The sequence below is a fragment of the Pseudomonas sp. MWU12-2345 genome (genome assembly GCF_023242385.1).
Classification (GTDB): Bacteria; Pseudomonadota; Gammaproteobacteria; order Pseudomonadales; family Pseudomonadaceae; genus Aquipseudomonas; species Aquipseudomonas gingeri_D.
This window is the reverse complement of sequence record NZ_JALLJA010000017.1, coordinates 117,168-139,079: the sequence shown is the minus strand read 5'-3', so window position 1 is coordinate 139,079 and position 21,912 is coordinate 117,168. Positions and strand designations below refer to the sequence as shown.

Genomic DNA, 21,912 nt, shown 5'->3' with positions numbered 1-21,912 from the left:
CTGGCAGCATCCAGGGCCAGAGCCTGAATCTCAATGCACTCGGCGGTTTCGACAACTATGGTGGCCGCATCGCTGCCCGCGCCGGTGATGTGATGCTGAACACCGGCAATATCGATAACCGTAACGGCGGCCTTTATGCCAGCGGCCAGGTCACGGTCAATGGCGGTAACTTCGATAACAGTGGTGACCTGGGGGGCCAGATCGCCGGCAGCCAGATCAACCTGAACCTCGCGGGCGCCCTGAGCAACCGCAAAGGCATTATTGAAAGCGATAACCGCCTTTCGATCACCGCTGCGAGCCTGGACAACCAGACCGGCCAGTTGCGTGCCCTTGGGGCCGACGGCAAAACGACGTTTGCTATTGGAGGTCTGTTTGATAATCGTAGCGGCACCTTGGAAACCGGCAATACCGACCTGGATCTCTATGCGGGTAGCTTCCTGAACCAGGGGGGCAGTTTGTTGCACGCAGGTCTTGGCACCTTCGCCATCTCCATGGCCAACCTCAGCAGTGCCGGCGGCACGCTGGTCACTCGTGGTGGATTAACACTCAATGCCGACAGTTGGACAAACAGTGCTGTGATCCAGGCCGGGCGGTTGACGGTCAACGTCAATAACTTGTACCAAACGGATAGCGGGCAATTGCTTGCGTCCAACAGCCTGGTGGGTAACGGCAGCAACTGGAGCAATGATGGCCTGATCGCCAGTGATGGCAGTGCCAGCCTGAACCTGAACGGGGCTTATGGTGGCCGTGGTCGGCTCAGCAGCCTGGGTTCACTGGGCCTGAAGGCGGGTCAGGTCAACCTGGGGAGCTCCTCCAGTATTGCCAGTGGCGGGGATGCTACGGTCAACATCGCCGGTCAGTTAAACAACGCCGGCCGGCTGACTTCCAGTGGCAACCTGAGCCTGACGGCGGCGGGCGTAAGTAATACCGGCACCTTGGGCAGTGGCAAGGAGTTGACGATAGCTACCGGGGGCTTGGTCAACGACCACGGCCTGATCTCCAGTGGCGGTGACATGCGATTGCTTGTTGCCAGCTTCACCAACAGCTACGCGCAGGTCTATAGCTTGGGCAATGTGCTGATTGCACGTGATCCGAGCCAGAACCAGGCGGATTTGCTGGACAACCGTTCCGGGGATATTCAAAGCGAAGGTAATCTGACGATTGCGGCGGCGACCGTAAATAATGTCAGGGATGTTCTGGAATATACCCCTCATGAAAAAAGCTCCACGAGCATTACTCAGCTTGATTGCAATCTGATCCCCGGTCCGGGTTGCGACCGCCGAAATTGGGGGGGGATCAATGGGTTATGGCGAGTCGATGAAGTCGATCGCCTGAGTGTGACCAGGAGTACTGTGGCTTCCAGCTTGACCAGTGGCGGCAACACCTTGATCAACGCCCAGACGCTGAACAACATCAGCAGCACCATCGCCGCCACGGGTAGCCTGACGGCCAATGCCTCCACGATTAACAACCAAGGGCTGCAACCTCAGGAAATCAAGACCAGCCGCTTCTTCTGGAACTACGTCGACCAAATTGGTCAGGCGACGCAAGCCGCGGCGCTCTTCAATGCGAAGAACAATCCAACACCTTCAGCTACGGTCAACGCGGATCTGAGTAATTTCCTCAGTTGGACCGGTGGCGGCCTGATCGGTCAATTTGGCACCACTACAACCACCAATATCGGCGGACAATCCTATGATGCCGTCATGCAGGCCGGCGGTAGTGTCAATCTCAATGCTTCCCAGAATATCAACAACAGTGTGATCCGGCCGTTTTACGAGTACGTTGCAGCCGGTCGTAACCTGGCCGACACAGGCTCCGGAAGCCCTTATTCCACGCGGGTGACCATCAATCAGCAATTGCCGCCGAACCTGGCGCAACAGCAGGTCAATCCCGTCGCCTTGCCTGGTTTTACACTGCCAACGGGGCAAAACGGGCTATTCCGCCTGAGTGGGCAGGGCAGCAGTAACCCTGTGAACACGGGACCGCAGAGCTGGACGCTGGGTGGCGCCAGCCTGGGCGCCGCCCAACGACAACCGACACCGGGTGATCTCTCGGCCCCGAGTGCAGTCTCTGTCGGGTCGGCTGATCGTGCTCAGGGCAATCAGGGAGGGACGATTACGCGAGTGCAGGGTTTGCCTGACACCTCCGGAAAATCCAACCCGCAAAAGTATTTGATCGAAACCAATCCGGTGCTCACGGACCTCAAGCAATTCATGAGTTCTGACTACCTGCTGTCCAACCTGGGGTACAACCCGGACACCAGCGCCAAGCGCCTTGGCGACGGGCTCTACGAACAGAAGCTGATTCAACAGGCCGTAGTGGCCCGTACCGGCCAGCGTTTTATCGATGGTCAGACTTCGGATGACGGCATGTTCAAGTACTTGATGAACAACGCGGTTGCCAGCAAGCAGGCGCTCAATCTGCAGTTGGGTGTGTCCTTGACCTCCGAGCAGGTCGCGGCTCTGACCCATGATATTGTCTGGATGGAAAACGCAACGGTGAACGGCGAGCAGGTCCTGGTGCCGGTGCTGTACCTGGCCAATGCCAACAACCGGTTGGCGCCCAACGGTGCATTGATCCAGGGGAGCGATGTGACTCTGATCGCTGGTAAGGACCTGAACAACGCCGGAACCTTGCGGGCCAGCAGTAACTTGTCGGCAACGGCGGGAAATGACTTGGTCAACAGTGGACTGCTGGAAGCAGGCAATCGCCTGGATGCCTTGGCAACCCATAACCTTTCCAACAAGAGCGGCGGCATTATTGCTGGGCGTGACGTGAGTGTCACGGCCGTCACGGGGGACGTCATCAACGAGCGTACGGTGACGACCCATGCCAGCAGCGACGGCCGAATGAACGGACGCACCGACTTTATTGACAGCGCGGCGCGTATAGAAGCAGCCAATGATCTTGTTCTCAAGGCGGGTCAGGACATTTCCAACCAGGGCAGTGTCCTGAAGAGTGGGCGTGACACGGTTCTGACGGCAGGGCGCGATGTGAATATCGGTTCGGCGCAGCAGATCAGCAGCAATCAAAACCCCAATCGTGCCGATAAGCAGATCATTCAGAATGGCTCCAGCGTCACCACTGGACGCGACCTGAGCATCAGCGCTGGACGGGATATCAGCAGTGTCGCCAGTCATATCGACGCAAAACGCGATATTTCCATGGGGGCGACAGGGGACCTGACACTGTCGTCAGCCGCCAATGAAAGTGATTCCAGTGGTTGGTTCAAGAGGTACCGGGCTGATGAGAAACATAGCAGCCAGGTAGCTTCCACCCTCAATGCGGGAGGCAACGTATCCCTGAGCGCTGGCAAGGATCTGGCGTTGGTGGCCAGTCAAGTGAGCGCAGCCAACGAAGCTTATCTGTCTGCTGGCGCGAACCTTACACTTCAGACCGCTGAAAATCGGGATTACAGCTTTTACACCAATACCTGGAAGAGCTCCTCGAGTAAAAAGACCCGCCTGGATGAGGTGGCGAGCACGACCAACATGGCCAGTGCCGTGACCAGCGGCTCCAAGACCACACTGGGGGCGGGCAATGACCTGATGGTCAAGGGCAGTAGCGTGACCTCGACAGGGGCGGTCAAACTGACAGCCGGTAATGATGTACAGATTGTGGCCGTTACCGACACCAGCAGTGCCCGGCATGAGAGCAGCAAGAGTAAAAGCAGTTGGCTAGGGTTGAAGTCGAGCAAATCTGAGGATCGAGTCTCTGAAGCACAAACGAAAGCTGTCGGTAGCCTGATCTCGGGCGATAGCGTGGAAGTGACGGCCAAGCGCGATGTGGCCGTGACGGGGTCGGCCGTAGCCAGCATGCAGGATCTGACGGTACAAGCCGGCCGTGACCTGACCATCACCGCCGCGCAAAATACCTCCACTCGCGATGAAATGCACAAGGAAAAGAACCGCGACCTGACCGGCATACTGACCGCCAACAAGTTGGGGATCGATGACATCACCGGTAACCAGAAGCTGTTCATCAACAGCGCAAGCCATAATGGCCAGAAGTCCGAAACCACCTTGAGCGGCAGCACCCTGGGGTCGGCCCACGGCAACGTCAACCTGACGGCTGGCCGAGAACTGGCGGTCGTGGCCAGCGATCTGATCAGTACCAAGGACATGACCCTGACCGGCTCCAACGTGACCATCGCCGCAGGTATGGAAAGCTCGAGCGAAACCAGCAAGGACAAAACCGCCAGTCTGGGTGTCGGGCGGGTGATGGGTGGTTCGGTGATTGATACGTTCAACACGCTCTACAACCTCAAGGACACGCTCAAGTCCGTCGAGGCGATCGAGGACCCTCGGCTTCGTGCGGTCAAGGAGGCGCAGTTGGGGTTGAAACTGTCGGACACGGCGAGCGGACTCGGTCGCATGGACCTTGATCTCGCCACCCAGATCATGAACTACGGTGACAAGACGGGCGGGAAGGGGTCATTGATAAAAATCGGTACGGAGTTGGCAAACTCCCACACGAGAAGCAGCAGCGAGACCGAGACCCAGACCGCCCACCAAAGCTCGATCAATACAGGTCAGACCCTGAAGATTGTTTCGAGCGGCGCGTCGGCGGGCACGGCTGGAGATATCCATGTGGTGGGCAGCAACTTGAAAGCAGGCTCCACGGTACTGGATGCGAAAAACAACATCATCCTGGAGAGTGCGCAAAACACCAGGCAAAGCACCAGTGACACCAGCAACAGCCGGACGGCCATTGGTGTCAGTTTCAACCTGGGTGAGCAGAACGGTTTCACCCTTGATCTGGGGGCAAAAGTGGGGTTGGGCAAGGGTGACGGCAATTCCGTAACCCAGGTCAACAGCACGCTGCAGACCGGCAACCTGACGCTGAACAGCGGAAAGGACACGACGCTGGCTGGGGCTCAAGTCAAGGCAGACACCATCAATGCAGTGATTGGCGGCGACCTCAACATTGCCTCGCGGCAGGACTCGGAGAAACAAACCACCAAGAAGACCGATGCGGGGTTCGGGGCGAGCATCTGCGTTCCGCCGTTCTGTTACGGTGCTACGGCCGGTCCTAGTGCCAGCGCCTCCCTGGATCTCTCCAACAGCAAGCTGAACTCCGACTACAAGGCAGTGAAGGATCAAAGTGGGCTGTTTGCAGGCAATGGTGGCTACAACATCAATGTCGGTAATAACACCACGCTGCAAGGGGCGGTGATCGCCAGCGATGCCAGTGCCGACAAGAATCTACTGATTACCGATCGCCTGATCACCAGCGATATCAAGAACAAGAGCAACATCGACAGTCAGAGTGCATCAATATCGTTGTCAGGGTCGTATAACGGCGCGAAAGGTTTTGATGGCGGCGTCAAAAGCGGCATGCCCTTGGCGATGGGAGAGTCCGATAGCAGCAAGACTCGTAGCGCGGTGAGCGAGGGTACGGTCATCGTCCGTGATGCCGCGGGTGCTTATGATCTGGTTGGGCTAAACCGCGACACCGCCCACGCCAACGAGTCGTTGGACAAACCGAGCGAGAAAGCCCTGAATGACCGGATCGATCTACTCAACAGCTCCATGGCGCTGACCGGGGATATTGTGAACCGGGTGGCCGATGAGGCGAAAAAAGATGCAGAGAATAAGGTCAACTTTGCCAAAACGCCTGAAGAGAAAGCGGATGCAGAGCGTATTTACAAGGAAGTGGCTGCCAGTTGGGAGGCAGGTGGCGAGAAGCGCGTAGCGACCAATATCGCCACCGGGCTGATTGGAGCGGCGCTGGGTGGCGCAAGTGGCTTGACCACCCTGGGAATCGTTGCCAACAAAACGGCTGACGACACTAAAAAGCATATCGCCGATTACGCGGACACGCAGTATAAAGCTGCCAAAGAGGCCAAGGATCCCGCTACTGAAGCCGCTTGGGCTGAAGGTGGAACGGCCCGGCTGGTGCTGGAGATGTTGGCCGGTGCTGCCCAAGGCTTGTCGGGAGGAGCGGTGTCTGCCGGAGAGGGGGCTCTGGGCGCCGGTGCGAAAGCTGCGGATTGGCAATCTATCAAGAAAAAGATTGTCGAATCGCCCATGGCCAAAGACGTCAAGGAGGCGGTGTTGTCGGCGATCGAGCCGCTGATGACAATGGCCGAGAAGTGAGCCTTTGTCTGGTCCTGAAACAGGGTTGTACCGTTTCAGGGCCGGGCTTGCCGGGTGACTCCAAGGGCAATAGCGGTTCTACGTACACATGAAACGGGCACCTGAACAGGTGCCCGTTTTTATTACGCGCTTTATCGATCTGATGGCCGGCCAGCCATAAAGCTCCTCACGTCCACCAATAGCGCACCAGATGAAAGAAGATCGGCGCGGCAAAGCACACCGAGTCCAGCCGGTCGAGCATGCCGCCATGACCTTCGATCATATGGCCCCAGTCCTTGACCCCACGGTCGCGCTTGATCGCCGACATGACGATGCCGCCGGCAAAGCCCAGCAGGTTGATCAACAACGCGATCAGCGCCGCCTGCCAGGGATTGAAAGGGGTAATCCAGAACAGCGCGCCACCGATCAACGAAGCCAGTGTGATGCCGCCGACAAAGCCTTCGACGGTTTTCGACGGCGACAGGTTGGGCGCGATCTTGCGTTTGCCGAACAACTTGCCGCAGACGTACTGGAGCACGTCGGACAACTGCACCACGATCACCAGGTAGGCGATCAGCAGCAGGTTGCGGCCTTCATAACCGGCAATCTCCAGGGTCAGCAGCGCCGGCACGAACGACACGCAGAACACCGCGATCATCAGCCCCCACTGGACCTTCGAGGCCCGTTCCAGAAAGTGCGTGCTGTCACCGCCCAGCGAAGCGAGGATCGGCAGCAGCAGGAACACATAGACCGGAATGAAGATCGAGAACAGTCCGTACCAGTCGCTGTAGATCAGCAGGTATTGCAGCGGCAGGGCCAGGTAGAACGCCGCCACCAGCGCCGGGTAGTCGCTGCGCCGGGTCGGTGTCAGGGTCAGGAATTCGCGCAGGGCGTAGAAGGACACCGCATAGAACAGCAGGATCACCGCGCCGGTCCCCAGCCAGAAGGCGATACCGATCACCAGCACCATCACCCACCAGGCGTTGATCCGGGCGTTGAGGTTATCGATAACCGCGTTCGGCGTGCCCCGGGTGCGCCACTTGAGGACAAAGCCGATCAGCGAAGCCAGCACCAGGATCATACCGATCCCGGCGAACAACATCAGGGTCTGCCTATCCATTTCAGTGTTGCTCCGGTGCCAGGGCCAGCAGCGCGTCGCGGCTGCGTTGCAGGAAGTGTTCTTTGCTTTCGTCGTCTTCGAGTCGCAGCGGTGCGCCGAAACTGGTGGTGCACAGCAGCGGCAGGGGCAATACCCGGCCCTTGGGCATCACTCGGTTGAGGTTGGCGATCCATACCGGAATCAACTGCGCCTGTGGGTAGCTCCGGGTCAGGTGGAAGATCCCGCTCTTGAACGGCAGCAGACCGTCCTCCTGGTTGCGGGTGCCTTCGGGGAAGATGATCAGCGAGTGGCCTTGCTCCAGCGCGTCGAGCATCGGCTGCAGCGGGTTGTCCCCGGGCTCCTTGCGTTCGCGGTCGATCAGCACACCGTTGAAGACCCGCTTGATGATGTAGCGGCGCAGGGCGCTTTTATTCCAGTAGTCGGCGCCGGCGACCGGCCGGGTGAGTTTGCGCAGTGCCGGTGGCAGCGAGGCCCAGAGCAGCACGAAGTCACCGTGGCTGCTGTGGTTGGCGAAGTAGATGCGCTGCTCCGGATTGGGCCCGCAGCCGATCCACAGGCTGCGGGCACCAGTGATCAGGCGGGCGCCGGAGGTGATGAGGGTGGCAACCACGGGTTCGAACATGACGATTCCTTATCCGGCGAAGGGCAGCCAGGGGCTGGCCAGAATGACGATCAGTGGCAGGGAAATTTGTACCAGCACCAGCAACGCCTGGCGCTTGAGCAGGCCCAGTGCGCCATGGCTGCGCTCGGCCCAGGGGCGGTTTGCGGATTGTCGCGGTTGCAGGCCGAGGTCTTGCAATGCCTGGTCCAGCGCCTCGGTGCGGTCGCTCAGGTTGCTGGGATCCTGCGCCATCAGTTGGAACAGATCGGCGTCGAAAGCGACACGGAAGGCCCAGTATTTTTGCAACAGGCCCGACAGTACCAGCCAGGCACTGACCACCAGGCACCACAGGCTGATGGTGTTGAAGAGCAAGGGTGCCAGACCCAGCAGAACACCCAGTACGGTCAGCCCCATGGAGAGTTGGTCGAGCAGGCGGCCGCGCCGTAGCAGGCTGGCGACCACATGCAGTTGCAGGCTAGCGGGCATCGGCGATCCTCGACTGGGCGACGGCTTCGCCAGGCACGAGCTGAAGCATGGCTTCCAGCACCTGGCGATGCCGCGGATGCAGGACCACGCCGGGACGTGCGGCACGTATCAGCTCCAGGGCTGCATCGATCGTCGTCGCTCGGCCGCTGTGCAGCAACCAGGCGGCGAGCGCCGTGGCGCTGCGTGAATAACCCAGGGCGCAGCAGACCAGCAGCGGCCCGTTCTGGCGCAGTTCATCAATGCTCAGGGCGGCTTCGCGACATTGCTCCGCTGACGGTGCAATCAAGTCCAGTACGGGGATGCTGCTATAGGCCCGGCCCCGGGGGGCCAAGGGCAGTTCGGCACACAGGTCGACGATGGCCGCGAATGGGCCGGCCTGAAGTTCGTGTCGGCTTGGTAGTCGCCCGAGCCAAACGTCATCTACAACCTGATCGGGTTGTGGATTGGATTTTGTCCAGAGCCGCGAATTGATCCAGGCGCCTGCCCGGTAAGGCGCAAACAGCCAGCGTGCGGCCGGGCTCAAGCTGCCGTCGGCGCGTTTCTGGAAGCCCTGGGCACCGAACACCGCGTAATTGAGCGCTACCAGCGCCAGGGCCAGCGCCGGCCAGAGCAACCATAACGCGACACCGGCGAAGCCGAAGCCGGCGATGGCCAACAGCGTCGCCCCCAGCCCGTAGCGAACAGCCAGGGCGAGGCGTTTGCCATCGCCTGCCAGGCGCGCGACGGCCAATGGGTTGGCGCGATCATCCGGCCACAGCCAGACGCACAACCAGCCGGCCAGGGCGCCGGTGGGCAGGTCGATAAAGTGGTGTTGATAGGTGGTCAGCACCGACACACCGATCAGCGCGAACCAGCCGTGCACCAGCCAGCGCCCGGCACCGGTGAAATGCCGGCGGTACATGACCCACAGAATTACCAGCAACGCGATATGCAGCGAAGGCGCCTGGTTGAAGGGTTTGTCGAAGCCCGCCAGTACCGCGAACAGCCAGCCGAACACGCCGTCCAGCGGTGGCCGGGGGAAGGTGAAGGTCAGCGGCCAAAGCAGGAAGCAGGAGACCGCGATTACCTGGGCCGTCAGCAGGCGCAGGGCGTGCCGATCGAGCTCGCGCTTGCTTCTGGGTAGCAGCAGCGACAAACCGTAAAGCAGGTCGATGGACCAGTAGGGCACGATGGTCCAGGCCCAGAACGGCATATGGCTTTCCCAGCCGAACACGTAGCTGCCGACATCGCTGCGCCGGGCGGTGTACCAGGTGGCAAAGCCATAGCTGGCGAAGAACAATGGCGCCAGCAGGACCAGCCAGAGCACGGCGCGCTTCAGCAGGCCGGCTTCCCGGGGCGTGCTGTTCATGCTCGCACGCGTTGTGCCAGGGACACGCTGAAGATCCCCCATTCATCGACCCGTTGAGTGATCTTGCGAAACCCGGCGGCTTCCACCAACTGGTCCATTTCCGCCTGGCTACGACGGCGCATGACCCAGGCCTGGCCTTGGCGATGACTGGTCAGGGCGCGGGCGATCAGTTCCAGCTGCGGGTGCCAGGGTTGCCCGGTGTAGACCAGATAAGCGCCCGGTTCACAGGCCTCGGCCAAGCCGGCTAGGGAGTTGCCGACCAGGGTGTTGTCGGCGAACAGTTCGTACAGGCCCGACACCACCGCCAGGCTCGGCTTGGGGTCCAGCGCGGCGAGGTCGTCCCGGTCAAAGGCGTCGCCCTTGACGAACCGGGCGATATCGCCCAGGCCTTTTTCGACGATCAGCGCGCTGCCGTCACGCACGTTGATATCGCTGTAGTCGCGCAGCAGGATCGATTCCGGCAGTGGCGTCACCCCGTGCAGGGCTTCGAGGATATAGCGCCCGTGGCCGGCGGCGATATCCACGATCCGGACTTCGCGGCCTTGCTCGCGCAGCTGGGCCATGGCCAGGCGTAGCAGCTCCTCGACATGCAGTTTGCGTTGGCGGATGCCGCGCCAGCCGATGGAGTTCAGGTAGTTCTGGTCGATCATCCGGCCCAGCGCGGTATGCCCGGTGGGGGTGTTGCGGTAGACGTAGTCCAGGGTGCTGCCGGAGTCGAAACCGGTGTCGAAGCCGAGCTTGACCCCGGCTGACAGCTTGCTGCCCAGGCCCATGCTGGCGCGAGTCAGGCGCCAGTAGAGATCCCGTGGCGAGTTGCGTGGCAAGGGCGCTGCCAGTGACTCGGATTCGGCGCAGGTCTCGCCGATGCGATCAGCGTCGAGCAGGGCCGGGCGGTTAACCGGCGAGAGGAAATTCTGTTGGATAAAGCGCTTGGCGCGGCTGACGGCCAGGTGCCGGTCGCGTTCGCCGAGGGTGTCGTGGAAGAAACCGGGGAGTACGTGCCGTTCTTTTTTCAGGCTGCCCAGGCGCTGGAAGAATTGTTCCTGGGGTTTGCGATGGACCACGAAGTCCGCGCCGGAAATCAGCAACTGGGTCGGTACCTGGATCGCATTGGCATCGGCGACCACGCGGTCGGCGGCCTCGTAGAGCCCGAGCAGGACGTTTACCGAAATGGCCTTGGTGATCAGCGGATCGCTGTCATAGGAGGCAATGCGTTCCGGGTCGTGGCTGAGAAACTTGGCCTTGACGTAGCTGTTGACGAAAAAGTTGCCGCGAAAGCGTCGCATCAGGGCCAGGCCTGGACGGGCGAAAGGTACGTAGAGCTTGACCTTGAAGGCCGGGGAGGCGAGCACCAGGGCGCGGATCTTTGGCGCGTAGTCGTGAACCCAGGTGGCGACGATCACCGCCCCGACGCTCTGGGCGATGACCGCGATATTTTCTTCGGCGATAGCGAAGGTGGCGCCGAGGTGATCGCAGAAGGTCTGCACATCCCGCACGCTGGTGGCGAAGCTCGGGCTGTCACCCCGCGCGCCCGGCGACTGGCCGTGGCCACGGGCGTCCCAGGCGAAGAAGTCGAAGTCCGGCAGGTCGAGTTCATCCACCAGGTGGGCAATGCGCCCGGAATGCTCATGCCCCCGGTGGAACAGCAGGATGGCCTTGCGCGGCTCGCCGGCGGCAGGCGTTGTGGCCGGCCAGTGGCGATAAAACAGTTCGACGCCATCATGGGTACTAAAGGTCTGGGTTTGCTCGTCGCGCATTGCAATGTCCTTTTGCCGGATCTTGGAGTGGGGAGCTTGAGGCAACTATCTTGGGGGAGCGGTTTGGCGATTCGGGTGTTATTGGGCAGGCGGTTCTGCTGTTGTTGCGGCTTCTTTCAAGCCTTGCCGTACCCGATTGACCAGCGTAACCAGCAGGAGTGCCGCCATCAGCACGAATAACCCATTTATCCATTGGGTATTGAGCAGGCCGAAGGCCACGCCGGTGGCGATCACGCCCAGAACAAATGCGCGATCGCTCTTGCCCATGGGACCGTCGTAGCGCCGTGAGGCACCGACCATCGACCCCAAGACACCGGCGTATTCGCTGAACAGGGCCAGCAGGGTCACCAGCAGCACCGCCAGCAGGCTGACCTCGGGTAACAAGGCAAACGGCAGGATCAGCGCGCTGTCGGCGATGATGTCGCAGAGTTCGTTCAGGTAGGCGCCGAGCTTCGATTGCTGGCCGAACTCCCGGGCGAGCATGCCGTCGATGGCGTTCAGGGCCATGCGCAGGATCATCCAAATGGGGATGATCACGAACACCCAGGCGTGCCCGGCGAAGGTGGCGACTACGGCGCCTACCAGCAGGGAAATTACAGCGGCGCTCAAGGTGACCTGGTTGGCGCTGGTGCCATTGTCGAAGAGGCGTTGGACCACTGGACGCAACAGGTTCTGGAAGCGGGGCTTGAGTTGGTAGATCGAAGGCATGGTGGCGACGGTCCTTTGTCCGGGGGTGTTGAGCGGCGGGGCATTGAGACTCCTCAGGGCAGGAGCGCGCTTACTGGCAAAGCAGATGGATTATTGTCAGAAATGACCGGGGCAGGCATCAGGTTCCGGATAAAAATGTGTGCCGCCGGACATATTCAGGAAAAAAGTCGATTTTTACAGCAAGCATTGTTCATTCTCATCGTCTGAGGGACCTGATGCGTTGCGGGTCAGCGCTTGACCATTGGCTTGAACGGGGCGGTCCATTCAGGGCCGGGTTTATCCCGAGCCCATCATCAAGCGAGTGGACCGACCGCTGGGTAGTTGCAAAAGCTCATGGAACTACTCGGTAGCCTCCAGCTCGAACTGTTCAATTATCTTTTGGTTGTAGTCATCCAGATAGTTTTGAAGTTCTCCTCGATCAATGAGACGGACTGAGGCGGAGCTGGCGAGTTCTTTGGCGGATTTTGTGTAGTAAGAGTTGGTGACAACCATGGCTTCGTCGCATCCGTAAAAGGCCTTGGCAGAGATGGCTTGCTGGACGGCGGAGTTACCTACCGAGCCAGAGTAGTTCTTTGCTTGGATCACAGTGTTTTTGCCGAATCGGGTGACAAAAAGGTCAGCCCCTTGGTCGGCCGTTTTTTTAGTCTCTTTTACGTCGTATCCAATGGTTTGGAATATTTCTACCAGGAAAGCTTCAAATTGGAATCCATCCATGGCGTCGACTAGATACATGGTGACAAATCTATTTGGATTGAAATGTTCTAGCTGAGAGGTCAGCCTTTCAACCAAAATGTCGAAGTGTATAATCTCGCAGTGCTTCAGAAAACTCTGGATTTTTTGTTGTGGCAATAGGCTGAGTCCGGCGGTATTGACGGCTTGCTGATTGTATTCTACTTCAGGGTATTGAATATCATTTTCCCATAGAAAATAAAAAAACAAAGACAGGTTGGTTCTGAAATTTGTTCCAGCTTCCTCAATCCAGGAGGCCAAGGTCTCGCGCAGGGAGGGTTTTACATGGCGGCTCAGCTCCCTCGAAAATCCAGTGTAAGCTGAGTTAAATGTTGTGGTGAGAAGCAGTTTGTCTAATAATGCTGGAAAACCTTCCAACTCGTTGAAACCCTGCCTGATCAATACTTCTCTAAAAAGTTCACGCTCAGAGTACACACCATCAATCCGGGCGCCAGGTAGGACATTGTCATCGTACGTCCCGCCTTGGCTACGGGTGGTGTGAATAAAGTTGGTGAAATAAGGCTTTTTTAGCTCTGCGTATTTTCTCAATACACTGTTCAACAGGTCGTTGAGTTGGGCCTGTTCTTTTTTCTTTCCGAGAAGGTCTTTTAGGAGCCCCTTTGATTGGTACTGAAAATCCGGATAGAAAGAAGGGTCAAGAGGGGTCAGATACTGCGGTGTTAGTCCAGCTGATGGCGGAGCTGCAGAAACGGTGCATGTTGGGCATGTCGTTTCAAAAGTTGTTTTATTGCATCCATTGCATTGGTAGATCATAGACGTTTTGTCCTGGATCAAAGGGTGGTAAGCAATGTACTTGAATCTCCTCTGGCGTTCCAGGCGTCATGATAGTGAAATGCCCTCCATGCAATAAGGCTAGCGACGTGCGGTGGAGTGAGCGTCTCGACAAGGGTGCACGGTTTATGGTTGGCTGGTTCCCACGACCTTCAGCCAAGGCCAGCGAGCCTGATAACTTTTCGCCTTCTGCTCGAACAAGTCCGGTTCGGGATGTGCCGGATTGATCCGAAGCAGGCCTTGTTCGATATCGGTCAGGCCGTAGGGTGCATAGACTTCACCCGTGGCAACATCCAGTCCGATGCAAGTGCCGGCAATAAGGTAACGATCAATACCTTCTTTGGCCGACTCCAGCCGAGCATAGGTTCTGCCGAACCGTTGGGCATACCAAAGATGGACGCGCGCCTGGTTCTTGATATCGATGTTGACGCCAAGGTCCTGGAAGAGCAGGTGAGTGGCCCGGATAACCTCGTTTTCGGCTTCCCAGGAGAGGTCATTGTCGAAGTAGAAAACGTCGTAATCCTTGACGCCCCATTCGGCGGGCTGGTCCGAACGCTGATTCCAGACGGCCTGGAACAGACAGCCCGCGGTAAGCATGCATTGACTCAAACCGAGGGAGGGCAGGCGTGTGGCGATTTCAGCGTTTACCGGGTTGGCCATGGCCAGGCTGAGCAAACGTTCGGCAGTCAATGTCATCTTCATTCCTTTGGCGTAGATCGAGTCCTGGGCGCCGAGGATAGCTCAAAGGGCTATGAGGTTTTGTGACGGAGGAGCGTTTCCATGCACCTCCTGTTCCGGGGATAAGGATGTATTTATGATACTGGGTGATTCGCCGGTTTTGCTCTCTATGAGCAAAGGCGTTTCGAACCTCTCCAGCCAGGAAGTTAGGAATGAAAAGGATTTTGGGTTTTTGGGCCTTGCTGGCGACAGGCCAAGTATGGGCTATTGACCCTGTCAATGTGCCTATGGCGGTGCAGATGCAGAGGGCCGCCAACCTGAGCATGTGCGAGAGCTACAAGGGCGACAAGTCACCCGTTGGTAAAGTAATGAACAAACGGTGTCGTGAGCGGGCGGCCGCAGAACTCAATGAAATGCAGGATGAGCGATCACTCAAAGAGTGCATAAAACCGGGAAACCTCATCGACGACGATGTCAGGAAATGCATGAAAGGGCTGTGAAGTGAGTCGTCGAGGAAGGCGATCCGTAGCTCTGTTTTACAGGCCGTTTTTGGAAAGGCATGCCTCAAGTGCTTCGGTTATCAGGGAAATCAGAATCGGGCCTGAACTGGACTGCATGTCTTTCCCGATTGCCGATTGTCGCTCTATCACTTTACCAGCGTATTTTGAGTCTCGACCTTTAGACGCCAGCGACGATAGCTCTTCTGAGGAGAAAGACTTTTCATAGGCGGCGGCAAGGTTCTGGTCCCATTTCGGCTGGTACTGCGGGAGTAGCGCAGTGATTTCGCTCGACACGGCTGTGTCTGCCCCGACAGCCCCCAGCTTCGCAACGAGCGTCCCGTAGGTTTGTGTGTGCTTGGCGGCCGATAGTGCGATGGCGGCGAGATCGTCGCCGGCATGGGATTGGGCAACGAAACTGCGTGCTGATTCATGAGCTGTTTCAGCCGCGGCTGTATTCGATAGCGCGAGGAGCAATGTGAAGGCGAGGGTGATGCCAAAGGGTTTCGTCATTGTCGGGCTCCTGAAGGGTTGCGAATAAGCGCTTCGTCTTTTGGACGCTCTCTACAACCAAGCCATCACACCGCCGTGCCGTGAGCAGGTTCCACGCCGATGCTGGCTGAAACTGTAAGTCTTGTCGCGGCACTTGGCCGTGGCGCCCTCGGGAGCTCGGTCTGATTTGGTGTGAGCGGGACTGTGTACGGTGTTTCCGTCTTTATTGATATACGAGCCGTGCTCGATCAATTGCGACTCGTCTGGGGTGAAGGCTTGACGATCCGTATCGGACCTGGCGAAAGCGGGTTGGAAAATCAAACAGGTGGCAAGCGCCAGGTAGGCGAGTTTCATGGGCTGACCGATCCTTGGTGTGCTGGAGGAGATTCATACGGGTGTCATTACCGTACGTTCCTTTTCATCAGGATGGTAGCAATTTGGAATTGCTTCTGTCTTTTCCTTCAAGGCCGCTTGTTTTACAGAGGGTACTTTAGTCGTTGATTTCGGCTTTTGTGGATTGTTCCCGAGCCTGTCGAAGCTCGTCGATCACCCCCATGAACGCCTCGACCAGCAGGCTGCGTCCTTGCGCGCGAGTGAGTACCAGCAGAGGCGCACAGGCGTCGGGATCGGTCACGGGGCGGTAGGTCACGCCTTTTTTTGCCAGGGTCCGGGTGCAGTGAGGCACCAGTGCGACGCCCTGGCCGGCAGCCACGAGGGCGATGATCGAGGTGATCTGCCGTCCGGCCGGCCCGGGCTGCAAGGGCAGGCCATGGCGTTGGTAGAGGTGCTCGATAATCGTGTTGAGCCCCGAGCCGTAATCGGTCGGATAGCGTATCAACGGGCGCGTACTGAGTTGCGCCAGGGTCACCTGGGATTGATCGGCCAGCGGGTCGTCACTGGAGAGGGCGGCCACCAGTTGCTCCTCGCCCAGGGACAGTGACTGGACCTCGGTTTGCCCGTCGGACGGTGGCAGACGGCTCATGCCGATATCGATGCGCCCGTCGACGATCTGCGCCACCAGGGTGCCTGAAGCGCTTTCCACCAACGTCAGTTGAACCTCTGGAAAACGCTGGGCGAAGGCCCGAATGGCCTGGCTGAAAATATCCGACAGGGCAATCGAGCTGGCATAACCCAGGACAAGCTGACCGGCAGTGCCAGCCGCCAATTTGTCGGCGATGACTTTGGCCAGGTCGACTTGCTCCAGCACGGAGCGGGCGTAAGGCAGGAAGGCGCGGCCTTGAGGCGTGAGCGATACGCTGCGGCTGGTGCGGTCGAAAAGGCGAAACCCCAGTTCGACTTCCAGGGCCGAAATCTGCCGGGTCAGGGGCGGTTGGGCAAGGTGCAGGCGCAGTGCTGCACGGCCAAAATGCAGTTCCTCGGCAACGGTCAAGAAGTAACGCAACCTGCGTAGATCGAGCATCCTGGTCCTTGGGTATTGATCGGTTCGAATTTGGTATTGGTCTTTGCCAGTCTGCGTATTCTATAAAGTCTTTTCGTCATAAAACGAGAGGCTCTGTGAGTCAACACGATGACTGATCTGAAAAGCCCACTGACATTGAGCGAATCGCCACCCGCCGAGACCTCTTTACGTCGTCGGTCCCTGCTGGCGGCCTGTAGCGCCCATGCCGTGCATGACGGTCTGACCGATGTGATCTATGTGTTGCTGCCAATCTGGCAGGCACAGTTCGGCATGAGCTACGCGCAGGTGGGGCTGCTGCGCGGAGCCTATTCCGGGATGATGGCCGGTTTCCAGTTGTTGGCGAGCCGGGCCGCCAGACGCTGGGGACGAGAGCGTTTGTTGGTGGGCGGCACCGCACTGGCCGGCTTGGCGTACCTGCTCGTCGGCCAGGCCGGCGGCTTGACGGTGCTGCTGTTGGCGCTGCTGCTGGGTGGGTTGGGCGCCAGCACCCAGCACCCGCTGGCGTCCTCGCTGATCACCGATACCCATGAGGCAGGTGGCGGGGTCAAGGAGGCGCTGTCGCAATACAACTTTTCCGGCGATATCGGCAAGACGTTGCTCCCGGGACTGGTAGGCCTGTTGTTGACGGTCGTCAGTTGGCGCGCCAGTGTCACGCTGATGGGCGTACTTGGCCTGGCTGCCGCCGCGCTGCTGTGGTGGCTGGTTCCGACACAGGCGGCAACGTCGCCCGGGTCTCGGAAAGCCTCCGCGACATCGACAGGGAAAGGCTCCGCCAACGGGCTGCGTGCGCTGCTGCTGACGGGCACGCTGGACAGTGCGGTGCGCATGGGCTTTCTCACCTTTTTGCCTTTCCTGTTGAGTAGCAAGGGGGCCGGGACGGCGGGCATTGGCCTGGCGTTGATGCTGTTGTTCGTGGGCGGCGCGTTCGGCAAGTTGTTCTGCGGTTACCTGGGCGCGCGTATCGGCATGATGAAGACCGTGTGGCTGACGGAATCGGCTACTTCGGTGTTGATCGTGCTGGCGGTGTATCTGCCGCTGTCCGGCATGATGGCGATGTTGCCGTTGTTGGGTCTGGTTCTGAATGGGACATCGTCGGTGCTCTATGGTGTAGTGCCGGAGTTGTCGGAGGCGGGCAAGCGCGAGCAGGCGTTTGCGCTGTTCTATACCGGAACCATCGGCGGTGGGGCGCTGGCGCCGGTGTTGTTCGGGGGGCTGGGTGACCTGACCGGAATCCCGATCGCGGTGATGGCCCTGGCGGCAATGGTGCTGCTGACGCTGCCATTGTCCTGGTGTGTACAGAGGGCGCTGGACCGCTGAAGCCACGGTATTCCCGTGGGGAATGCGCGCATGAAAATCATGCATTTCATTTATGACGGCCAATCCCGTAGCGTGTCCCCTCCCACCTATGGATATGGAGATGTGTCGTGAGTGATCCCCGCCTGCAACTGTACGTCGATGCTCAATTCACCAGCCCTTATGCCATGTCGGATTTCGTTGTGCTGCGGGAAAAGGGCATCGACTTCGAACTGATCCCCCTGGACCTCGACACCTTGGAAAACCAGGCTGAAGGCTACGCCAGCCTGTCGCTGACCCAGCGGGTGCCGACCCTGGTGCATGGCGACTTTGCCTTGTCCGAGTCGTCGGCGATTGCCGAGTATCTGGAAGAGACATTCCCGCAGGTGCCGGTTTATCCGCAAGACCGTCAACAGCGCGCGCAGGCCCGGCAGGTCCAGGCCTGGCTGCGCAGTGACCTGATACCGATCCGGCAGGAGCGCTCCACCGTGGTGGTGTTTTATGGCATCAAGTCGGGGCCCTTGTCGCCAGCGGCCGAGGCGGCGACGCGCAAGCTGTTCGCGGCCGCCCAGGCACTGCTGGCGGATGGGCGCGAGCACCTGTTCGGTCAATGGTCGATTGCCGATACCGACCTGGCGCTGATGCTCAACCGGCTGGTCCTCAACGGTGACGACGTGCCACCTGTCCTGGTGGAATATGCGCAACGCCAATGGCAGCGGCCTGCCGTGCAGGAGTGGGTCGGGTTCCAGCGTCCTGCGTTGTAGCTGGCAGTATTGCGCAGCGTTATCTTTTCTTGACGACCAGCGCCACGGCCAGGGCGACGACAACCAGTGCAAGTGCCGTGGCAAAGGTCGTCCGCATGCCGCTGGCGACGGCTTCGGGGGACGCGCTGGTGATGTCGGCTGCCTTTGAAGCGAGCACAAACACCGCACCCAACGCTGATGCTCCAGTGATCAGCCCGAGATTACGCGACAGATTGAGCAGGCCGGAAACGACGCCCCGTTGCTGCGTGCCGACCTCGCCCATGACGGCGCTGTTGTTGGACGCCTGGAACAGGGCATAGCCGATAGTGACAACGACCAGCGGGCTGATGTAGCCGCCCAGCCCGAGGGTCTGCGGCACTAGCGACAGCGCAAGGCAGCCGACGGTCATGGCCATCAGACCGACAACCGTTATGCGCTGTGCGCCAAAGCGGTCTGCCAGTCGGCCCGCCGGCACCCCGGTCAGCGCCGAGACACAAGGCCCGGCTGAGAGCGCCAACCCGACCCCTGCCGCGTCCAATCCCAGCCCTCGCGCCAGATAGAACGGACCGACCACCAGCGTCGCCATCATCACCGCCGAGACGAGCCCGCTCATCAGCAGGCTCCCGCTCAGCCTGAGGTCACGGAACATCACCAGGCGAATCAGCGGCGAAGCGACCTTGGCCTCGGTCAACACGAACAGGCCAAGGCCGAGGGCTGCCATCGCTAGCAGGCTGATATTGAGCAGGCCGAAGTGGCCGCGTCCCAGGGTCATGGCCAGCGCATAGGCCGCCAGTGTCAGCGCCAGTAGCAGTGTACCCAGTGGGTCGAAACCGCTTCGCTCGTGCTGAGTCCTTTGACGATCTGCGGGCAGGTGGCGGTGGCTGAGGATAAACGCCAGCACACCCAGCGGCACACTGATGAGGAAGAGCGCGCGCCAGCCCGGCCCGGCGATCAGGAGCCCGCCCAGTGAGGGGCCCAGGGCCGTGCCGATGGCGGACATGGTGCCCAGCAAGCCCATGGCACTGCCGGTGCGGGCCTTGATCACCGTTTCGCCGACAAACGCCAGGGTCAGGGCCATCATGATCGCCGCGCCGACGCCTTGTAGCGCCCGCGCGCCGATCAGCAGACCCAGCGTGGGGGCGAAACCACAGAGCGTCGAGGCCAGGGTGAACAGGGCGATGCCGGTCAGGAGCAGGCGCCGCCGACCGGTGAGATCACCCAGCCGGCCTACGCTGACGATCAGGGTGGTGATCGTCAGCAGATACGCGAGGACGATCCATTGCACGTTCTGGAAGGACGCGTTGAACGCCTGGGCCAAGGTGGGCAGGCCGACGTTGGCGATACTGGTGCCAAGGGATGACAGCAGCATCGACAGCGACAAGCCGGCCAGTGCCCAGCGTGCCGACGGTGTGTGTGGCTCGGTGTTCGTCGCGAGCTTTTCGGGTCCTGCAGTGATCGGTTTCATCCGGCTTCTCTTTTCGGCCGCTCCCAACGCAGAGCTGTCAGAAATCTACGCCGGCGCCTAACATGGCGGAAGGTGCACCGTTTGCACTGTACTCGTGCGTTTGACGCGCTATCCGAACAGGCCATGCCAAGGGGCGGTCCATGTCCACACCCGATCTCAATCTACTGGTCACCCTGGATGTGCTGCTGGCCGAAGGCAGCGTGGCGCGCGCTGCCCGGCGCCTGCATCTCAGCCCCTCGGCAATGAGCCGGGCACTGGCGCGTTTGCGGGAAACCACCGGTGATCCGTTGTTGGTCAGGGCAGGGCGTGGCCTGGTGCCCACGCCCCGGGCACTGGAGTTGCGCGAGCGGGTCGCGCAGTTGGTGCAGGACGCCGAAGCCGTGCTGCGACCTGTCGGGCAGTTGGACCTCAAGCAACTGGTCCGCACGTTCACACTGCGCACCCGTGACGGTTTTGTGGAGAGTTTCGGTCCTGCGCTGCTGGCCCGGATCGCTGAAGAGGCGCCCGGGGTGCGCCTACGCTTCCTGCAGAAACCGGACAAGGACAGCGCGCCACTGCGCGATGGCAGTGTCGATCTGGAAACCGGTGTGGTGGGCAGCAGCCAAGGTCCTGAGTTGCTGACCCAGGCGCTGTTTCGCGATCGCTTTATTGGCGTGGTACGCCGGGAGCATCCGCTGGGTCAGGGTGAAATGACTCCTGCACGGTATGCGGCCGGCCAGCATATCGGTGTTGCGCGGCGAGTGCTCGACAAGGGCGCTGTCGATGAGGCGCTGGAGCGGCTTGGGTTTTCACGGGAGGTGGCTACGTTTGTTGCCGGATTTTCGACTGCGCTGTCGCTGGCCCGATCCACCGATTTGATCGCCACCGTGCCCGAGCGCCACACCGGCAACCTGCGTACCCGTATGCACAGCTTTGAACTTCCGTTCTCGCTGCCGACGTTCACGGTTGCCATGCTCTGGCATCCGCGGCTGGATGCCGATCCCGCGCACCGCTGGCTGCGCGGGTGCCTTCGGCAAGTCTGCGCGCAGCTGAAGTGACTCAGTTCAAGGTGAACTTGATCAGCATATCGTAAGCCAGCTTGAGCAGGGGAATGGTGATGCAGACGAGCAGGATGCTGAGCTGCCAGCGCAGGATCTTGTTCTGTGAGTCCATTTCAGCAACGGATACCTGGAATTTTGCACCTTGTTCTGTAATGGCCTCTCGCAGTTCTGCGCCTTGCTTCGTCATGGCTTCTCGCAGCTCCGCGCCCTGCTTCGTCATGGCTTCTCGCAGTTCTGTGCCTTGCTTTGTCATGGACTCTCGCAGTTCCGCGCCTTGCTCCTTGATGGAAGCTCGCAGTTCTGCACCCTGTTCATTGATCAGTGCGCGCAGTTCGGTGCCCAGTGAACGAACTTCTGAGCCCAATTCCGTAATCGACGTTTGCAACTGGGTCTCGGTGCGGAGCAGATCAGACTTTGTCGCGAATTTTTCCATATCCGACTCCCAGGCATTTACAGCCGCCTTGGCCTTGTTCGGAGGGACATCGATGCTCGTCAGCGCGTCATATAAGTTCATCGATAGCTTCATCGTATCTCCTGCAAGGGACAAGTGACCAGAAGGCACCGCCTGACGGCAGGCTCCCGTCAAAAGCGAGGGCTGGGCAGGCGCTGTCGGGGGCAGCGGTCCAGATTCAGATAATCGACGTAAAGCTAGGGAGTGGAAAG

At 59.8% G+C, this 21,912-nt stretch carries 18 protein-coding genes; 5 read left to right on the top strand and 13 right to left on the bottom strand.

Features of this window, described 5'->3' with window-relative positions:
* Positions 1-92 precede the first annotated feature (92 nt).
* Positions 93-6,101 carry a hemagglutinin repeat-containing protein gene (locus M5C71_RS27100; RefSeq protein WP_248769188.1) on the top strand — a complete coding sequence of 2,003 codons (6,009 nt, stop codon included), beginning with the start codon at positions 93-95 and terminating at the stop codon, positions 6,099-6,101.
* 166 nt (positions 6,102-6,267) lie between these two features.
* On the opposite strand, the gene M5C71_RS27095 is transcribed toward M5C71_RS27100, so the two are convergent.
* From M5C71_RS27095 to M5C71_RS27060, 8 genes are all read right to left on the bottom strand, one after another.
* The gene (locus tag M5C71_RS27095; protein ID WP_100942822.1) at positions 6,268-7,200 is read right to left on the bottom strand and encodes a phosphatidate cytidylyltransferase; all 933 of its coding nucleotides are present in this window, start codon (positions 7,198-7,200) and stop codon (positions 6,268-6,270) included.
* 1 nt (position 7,201) lies between these two features.
* Positions 7,202-7,822, bottom strand: a complete 621-nt coding sequence (locus tag M5C71_RS27090) for a lysophospholipid acyltransferase family protein (protein WP_100942821.1) — start codon at positions 7,820-7,822, stop codon at positions 7,202-7,204.
* 9 nt (positions 7,823-7,831) lie between these two features.
* Entirely contained in the window at positions 7,832-8,287 is a 456-nt protein-coding gene (locus M5C71_RS27085; protein ID WP_152737502.1) for a hypothetical protein, read from the bottom strand.
* Entirely contained in the window at positions 8,277-9,635 is a 1,359-nt protein-coding gene (locus tag M5C71_RS27080; protein WP_248769187.1) for a phosphatase PAP2/dual specificity phosphatase family protein, read from the bottom strand. The genes M5C71_RS27085 and M5C71_RS27080 overlap by 11 nt, the downstream gene beginning before the upstream one ends.
* Positions 9,632-11,392, bottom strand: coding sequence for a bifunctional alpha/beta hydrolase/class I SAM-dependent methyltransferase (locus M5C71_RS27075; protein WP_248769186.1), 1,761 nt, complete (start codon positions 11,390-11,392; stop codon positions 9,632-9,634). The genes M5C71_RS27080 and M5C71_RS27075 overlap by 4 nt, the downstream gene beginning before the upstream one ends.
* A gap of 78 nt (positions 11,393-11,470) precedes the next feature.
* Complete coding sequence (locus M5C71_RS27070) at positions 11,471-12,100, bottom strand: CDP-alcohol phosphatidyltransferase family protein (RefSeq protein ID WP_103498337.1); 630 nt, start codon at positions 12,098-12,100, stop codon at positions 11,471-11,473.
* Positions 12,101-12,439: 339 nt separating this feature from the next.
* Complete coding sequence (locus tag M5C71_RS27065) at positions 12,440-13,603, bottom strand: restriction endonuclease (RefSeq protein WP_248769185.1); 1,164 nt, start codon at positions 13,601-13,603, stop codon at positions 12,440-12,442.
* 144 nt (positions 13,604-13,747) lie between these two features.
* Complete coding sequence (locus tag M5C71_RS27060) at positions 13,748-14,317, bottom strand: nucleotidyltransferase family protein (RefSeq protein WP_248769184.1); 570 nt, start codon at positions 14,315-14,317, stop codon at positions 13,748-13,750.
* Between the two features lie 194 nt (positions 14,318-14,511).
* On the opposite strand from M5C71_RS27060, the gene M5C71_RS27055 reads away from it, so the two are divergent.
* Positions 14,512-14,799, top strand: a complete 288-nt coding sequence (locus M5C71_RS27055; RefSeq protein WP_248769183.1) for a hypothetical protein — start codon at positions 14,512-14,514, stop codon at positions 14,797-14,799.
* A 36-nt stretch (positions 14,800-14,835) separates the two neighbouring features.
* On the opposite strand, the gene M5C71_RS27050 is transcribed toward M5C71_RS27055, so the two are convergent.
* The 3 genes from M5C71_RS27050 to M5C71_RS27040 form a co-directional block, all read right to left on the bottom strand.
* Positions 14,836-15,309, bottom strand: coding sequence for a hypothetical protein (locus tag M5C71_RS27050; RefSeq protein WP_103498339.1), 474 nt, complete (start codon positions 15,307-15,309; stop codon positions 14,836-14,838).
* Between the two features lie 51 nt (positions 15,310-15,360).
* A complete protein-coding gene (locus M5C71_RS27045) occupies positions 15,361-15,642 on the bottom strand; it encodes a DUF3761 domain-containing protein (RefSeq protein ID WP_103498340.1) in 282 nt (93 codons plus the stop codon).
* A gap of 136 nt (positions 15,643-15,778) precedes the next feature.
* On the bottom strand, positions 15,779-16,708 hold the full coding sequence (locus M5C71_RS27040; RefSeq protein ID WP_103498341.1) for a LysR family transcriptional regulator: 930 nt from the start codon (positions 16,706-16,708) through the stop codon (positions 15,779-15,781).
* A 108-nt stretch (positions 16,709-16,816) separates the two neighbouring features.
* Here M5C71_RS27040 and M5C71_RS27035 point away from each other — a divergent pair, with 108 nt between their 5' ends.
* On the top strand, positions 16,817-18,025 hold the full coding sequence (locus tag M5C71_RS27035) for an MFS transporter (protein ID WP_248769182.1): 1,209 nt from the start codon (positions 16,817-16,819) through the stop codon (positions 18,023-18,025).
* A gap of 107 nt (positions 18,026-18,132) precedes the next feature.
* Positions 18,133-18,765, top strand: a complete 633-nt coding sequence (yfcF, locus tag M5C71_RS27030) for a glutathione transferase (protein ID WP_103498343.1) — start codon at positions 18,133-18,135, stop codon at positions 18,763-18,765.
* 19 nt (positions 18,766-18,784) lie between these two features.
* Here yfcF and M5C71_RS27025 read toward each other — a convergent pair whose 3' ends face one another.
* Complete coding sequence (locus M5C71_RS27025; protein WP_248769181.1) at positions 18,785-20,209, bottom strand: MFS transporter; 1,425 nt, start codon at positions 20,207-20,209, stop codon at positions 18,785-18,787.
* 140 nt (positions 20,210-20,349) lie between these two features.
* On the opposite strand from M5C71_RS27025, the gene M5C71_RS27020 reads away from it, so the two are divergent.
* Positions 20,350-21,246 (top strand): LysR family transcriptional regulator, encoded by an 897-nt coding sequence (locus tag M5C71_RS27020; RefSeq protein WP_103498345.1) that lies wholly within the window; start codon positions 20,350-20,352, stop codon positions 21,244-21,246.
* Between the two features lies 1 nt (position 21,247).
* Here the strand turns inward: M5C71_RS27020 and M5C71_RS27015 are convergent, their stop codons facing one another.
* Positions 21,248-21,775, bottom strand: coding sequence for an apolipoprotein A1/A4/E family protein (locus M5C71_RS27015; protein WP_248769180.1), 528 nt, complete (start codon positions 21,773-21,775; stop codon positions 21,248-21,250).
* Positions 21,776-21,912 lie beyond the last annotated feature (137 nt).